Source organism: Candidatus Parvarchaeota archaeon, from assembly GCA_016866895.1.
Classification (GTDB): Archaea; Micrarchaeota; Micrarchaeia; order Anstonellales; family VGKX01; genus VGKX01.
In genome coordinates, this window is sequence record VGKX01000145.1 from 1 (window position 1) to 3,185 (window position 3,185).

The following is a 3,185-nucleotide window of genomic DNA, read 5'->3' on the forward strand; positions in this document are numbered from 1 at the left end:
TGCTGTCCGAAAAAAACAGGCTAGGGTTTTACATACCACAGGGCTTTGCCCACGGTTTTGCAAGCATGGAGGAAGGGTCGCAGGTGGTTTATCTTGCCGATGCGCCGCAGCAGCCGTCTTGTGAAACAGGCGTAAGGCATGATGACTTGGAACTTGGGATAAGCTGGCCGGACTTGGGCAAAAAAATATTTTCTGCAAGGGACAGGCAGCTTCCGGCCCTCAAGGACGCAAGGCTTTTTTGAGACGTAACATTGTAAAAGGCAAACAACCCTATTTGCCGAAAACTATTTGCCAAAAATTTGCGCAAAGATTTTCTCAAAGCGCTTTTCATAGGAGTGCTCTGCAAGCGTCCTTCTGTAGCCTGCTTCTGCAATTTTTTCCCTTTCAGCTTCGTGCGACAGGTAATATCTTATTTTTTCAACCAGGTCGGAGGGGCTTTCATAGCAAACCACTTCCTTGCCGGCCTCAAAATAGCGCGGCAGGTCGTAGTTGTCAGGCGTGAGCACAAAACCGCCACAGGCAGTGACTTCAAACAGCCTTGCGTTCATCTGCGTGCCGCCTGTGATGAAATTGAAGTTGAGATTGATTTTTGACCTGTTGAATATTTCCACCATCTTTTCATAACTGACAGCGCCAAGAGGGCTGCCATAGCCATATATGGAAACATCAACTCCTTTGGCTGCAAGGTAGCCTAAGTGTTCCCGCCTTCGCGGGCCGCGCACGCTTCCAACAAAGCTTACCCCAATATCCTTTTCGCAACCTGAAATCTTCCGGAAAAAATCCGTATTTGAGGCCCACTGCGTCAGGATTGCATTATTGTAGCCAAGGCGTGCATATTTTGAAAGTGATTTTGAATCCGTGGTGGAGACCCAGTTGAAATTGGGCGCGACGTATCTTGAGACGCATTCAAAGGCGAAAAAGTCATCAGGCATGAAGGCATAGGTAACAGGATGGCGGCTATATGAGATGCGCCGCACCATGCCCATGTCAAAGTAGTCATAGCCGGCAGTGAATATGACCAAGTCGGGTTCAAGCGAGCCTACCAAATCCTCAAGCTCCTTATTCATTTGCGCATTCCCCTTTTTTGCTGCAATCTCAAAAAACGGGAAATACTCCACATGGCGGCAGATTTTCCTGATTGCAGGGAACATGTGCAGATGGCTGTACTCTTCTTCGGTTTTATTAAGCCCAAGCTTGTAGCGCAGGCCGACGTAAAGGGCCTTGTCAAGCTTTGCAGACTTGTTAGCAACTGGGAGTGGGCGCATTGGCTTGAGGCCCAAGGCAAGCTCAGCCTTTGTCCTTGCGGCAGCCGCAGCCCATATGGCCTCCTTGGATTTTTGGTAGGCCGGAACTGCGAGTTTTTTCGCGCTGCCCCAAAAGGGAAGCCTTGAAATTGAGGTCGCAAGCTTAAGGTCCATGCAATAAAACACCAAATGCGGCAGTGGCGGAAAAAAACTGGGCAGTTTTCCCAAAATGCGCACTTTTTCCCTGCACAATGCTGGCCGATTTCTGCTTAAAAAGCTTTCCAGCGCAAATACTATTCGTTTGCGGGCAGGTTACACAAGGAACCTGAAGTATGGCGCAAGAAAATTGCGCGGGGCGCTACTTTGCAATCAAATTGATTTATGGTTGGACAGGCATCCAGGAAAACTCAGGCAAAAATCTGGTGGGATGATGAAAAGGATTTGCGTAATCGGAATGGGCTATGTTGGCCTGACACTTGCAGTCACGCTTGCCGATGTTGGCTTTAAGGTTAACGGCGTTGAGATAAACGAGAAGACTGCAAGGCGGCTTCAGGCAGGAAAGCCGCACTTTCATGAGCCGGAGCTGGAATTTCTGCTAAACCAGCACCTGGGAGGGAATCTTAGTGTAACGCAGGCTGTTGAGAAGGACGGGGAGACGGACACCTACATTATTGCAGTTGCAACCCCGGTTGACAAGGAAAAAAAGCCCGTGATGGATTATGTCAGGCGCGCAACCGAGGATGTTGCGGGAAGGCTGAAAGCAGGCGACCTTGTAATACTTCGCTCCACTGTGCCTGTTGGCACTACAAACGGCATTGTCAGGCAGATAATTCTAGAGAAGACGGGGCTTGTTGCAGGAAAAGACGTCCATCTGGTGTTTGCGCCAGAGCGCACAATAGAGGGAAAAGCGCTAGAGGAGCTTCGCTACCTGCCCCAGATAATAGGGGGGACTGGGGAGGAGGCAGTTGGCCTTGCGGCAAACATATTCAACAGGGTGACAAACACGATTGTCCGAGTCTCCTCAATAGAGGCGGCCGAGATTGTAAAGCAGCTTGACAACATTTACAGGGATGTCAACATTGCCCTTGGAAATGAAATCGGGCTTGCCTGCGAGAAGCTTGGGCTAAATGCGCATGAGATAATCAGGGCAGCCAACATGAACTACAAGAGAAACAACCTAATGGTTCCAGGCGCCGGGGTTGGCGGGGCTTGCCTGACAAAAGACCCGTATATATTCCTAAGCCAGCTGCCGCATGCCCACCCAAACTCCATAATCCTTAACTCGCGGAAAATCAATGAGTCAATGCCTCTGCACGTGTTAAGCCTTGCAAAAGAGGCGCTAAGCGCAAATGGTGTTGACATTAAAGGCGCAAGGGTAGCGGTGCTTGGAATTGCATTCAAGGGAAGGCCCGAAACTTCGGACGTGCGCTTTTCGCCCACAGAGGACCTTGTAATGCAGCTAAAGGGTCTTGGGGCCGATGTTGTCGGGATGGACCATGTGGCAAAGCCGGAAGAATTTGCCGGGATTGCAAGGCCGGTTGGCACCTACAATGAAGCCTTTGATGGCGCAGACTGCATAATCATCATGAACAATCATCCAAGGTGGAAGGAAATTGACTTGAGGAAATACGCTGGGGCAATGAAAAAGAAGGTGGCCGTTGTCGACGGCTGGAACATGCTCAATCCTGCCGCAGTCAAAAGCCTTGGGTTTGTATACAGGGGGGTCGGGGTTGAATAGGATACTTGTGACTGGTGGAAGCGGCTTTATAGGCTCGTTTCTAGTCGAGCGGCTTGTCAGGGAAAACTACAAGGTTAGCGTGCTTGACAACAATTTTCGCGGCAGGAAGTCATATTTGGACTCGGTAATGGACAGGATTGAGTTTGTTGAGGCTGACATAACAAGGCCGCAGGGGTTGCACGACAAGCTGTCCGGCTTTGACA

Annotated in this window: 4 protein-coding genes; 3 read left to right on the forward strand and 1 reads right to left on the reverse strand. The window is 50.1% G+C overall.

All coding sequences use genetic code 11. The annotated features are described in order from the left end of the window. A partial coding sequence (locus FJZ26_05140) for a dTDP-4-keto-6-deoxy-D-glucose epimerase (GenBank protein ID MBM3229791.1) occupies positions 1-242 on the forward strand: 242 nt, incomplete at its 5' end. A gap of 42 nt (positions 243-284) precedes the next feature. On the opposite strand, the gene FJZ26_05145 is transcribed toward FJZ26_05140, so the two are convergent. Beyond that, positions 285-1,418, reverse strand: coding sequence for a glycosyltransferase (locus FJZ26_05145; protein ID MBM3229792.1), 1,134 nt, complete (start codon positions 1,416-1,418; stop codon positions 285-287). Between the two features lie 55 nt (positions 1,419-1,473). Between FJZ26_05145 and FJZ26_05150 the strand changes: the two genes are divergently transcribed. Together FJZ26_05150 and FJZ26_05155 are read left to right on the forward strand one after the other, a co-directional pair. Further along, positions 1,474-2,982: a nucleotide sugar dehydrogenase gene (locus FJZ26_05150; GenBank protein ID MBM3229793.1), complete on the forward strand. Its 1,509-nt coding sequence runs from the start codon at positions 1,474-1,476 to the stop codon at positions 2,980-2,982. Then, a partial coding sequence (locus FJZ26_05155; protein ID MBM3229794.1) for an NAD-dependent epimerase/dehydratase family protein occupies positions 2,903-3,185 on the forward strand: 283 nt, incomplete at its 3' end. The genes FJZ26_05150 and FJZ26_05155, both read left to right, overlap by 80 nt.